The organism is Paracoccus yeei ATCC BAA-599 (assembly GCF_000622145.1).
GTDB classification, from domain to species: Bacteria; Pseudomonadota; Alphaproteobacteria; order Rhodobacterales; family Rhodobacteraceae; genus Paracoccus; species Paracoccus yeei.
Genome location: NZ_JHWH01000068.1, coordinates 1 through 1,371, shown reverse-complemented (window position 1 = coordinate 1,371; position 1,371 = coordinate 1). Strand labels below are relative to the sequence as shown.

Here is a 1,371-nt window from a genome sequence, read left to right as displayed (position 1 = left end):
CCCCCGCCGTTATCATGCCGACGGTGAATCATGTTCTCAAACCACTGTCGAGGCAGGACTATTTCAGCGGCCTGTTAAGGCAGGGGCGCATCTCGCGGCACGGGGACAAGCTCCTACGCTCCTACTCTACGAGGCGGCCGCGCAAGCTCGACCCCGGCCAGCGCACCCGCCACAACATGTGCAGATCACACGACCAGCCTGCGACAAACACCTGTTTGTCGCAAATCCGTCCGGCCGACGGGCGCGCGGGCCCCTGAGCGCCCGTCCGTCTTACGATAAAATCGCAGTAATCTGTTTCCGATAACAGATTGCGGTCATATGTTTGTCGCACATCAGGATGCAGTAAAGGGGGGGCGGACGATGGCTCTCGTCGGCTACGCCCGTATCTCGACATCAGAGGGTGGTCAGATCATGGACCGCCAGCTCGATGCGCTCGCTGCCGCAGGCTGCGAGCGGGTGTTCGAGGACCGTGCATCGGGGGCAACGGGGGCCAAGGACCGGCCCGGCCTCAAGGCCTGCCTGGACTGGCTGCGGGCCGGAGATGTTCTCGTCGTACTCGATCTCGATCGCCTGGGCCGGCTCGCCAGCGAACTGGTGCAGCTGATCGATACTCTTGCCGCGCGACAGATCGGGTTTCGGGCGCTCAATTCACCGATGGACACCACCACGCCGCAGGGGCGTGCGTTCCTTCAGATCCAGGCGGCGTTTGCCGAAATGGAGCGTAACGTGATCCGCCAGAGAGTCAGGGAGGGCCTCGCCGCGGCCCGCGCTCGGGGGCGGAAGGGTGGCCGGCCACGGGTCATGACGGCCGACAAGCTACGCTATGCCCGGCACCTGATGGCTGATCGCGAGCGGTCGATTCCCTCGATCTGCGCGGAGCTCGGCGGGATCAGACCTTCGACCCTCTATCACTACCTTCATGCCGACGGCGCATTGAAGCGTCCGGGGCAGGAACTGCTGGGCAATGAGCAGACGACGGGTGATCTGGATGGAGAAGCCGCAAAGGGCGCTTGACCTGCGAGGCGCGACTAGACAACCCGGTCCCCTGCAGGAACCATAGGTGCGGGGGTACGGCCCTCGAGGGCAGTCTTTGCAGCCGCTGCCACCTGCATCATAGATCCGCCCCCAGGCGTGCAGGTGTTCCAGCTGCACCCGCACTGCTGCGCGTCGAGGCTGCGGCCTGCGCTGCAGTACGCAGCCGGCCGACTTGCGCCGTGGAGTCCTCCGGATGACGGTCCCCAGGGCTGAGACCATGTGCCCAGGAGGAGCGTAAGATTGAACTGATGCGGTGGATGCCCCCACCCAACGACATCTCTTATGCCATGATGGTTTCATCGGAACCGAAGGGAGGGCACATCGATGACGACACCG

The 1,371-nt window shown here is 64.2% G+C and carries 1 protein-coding gene; it reads left to right on the top strand.

All coding sequences use genetic code 11. The features are described 5' to 3' along the window. Window positions 1-360: 360 nt before the first annotated feature. Window positions 361-1,014: a recombinase family protein gene (locus tag BU28_RS23685; RefSeq protein WP_051578299.1), complete on the top strand. Its 654-nt coding sequence runs from the start codon at window positions 361-363 to the stop codon at window positions 1,012-1,014. Window positions 1,015-1,371 lie beyond the last annotated feature (357 nt).

What these genes read in the sequence shown, in the direction of transcription:
- BU28_RS23685 (WP_051578299.1), top strand. Translation starts at nt 361, where the DNA reads ATGGCTCTCGTCGGCTACGCCCGTATCTCGACATCAGAGGGTGGTCAG.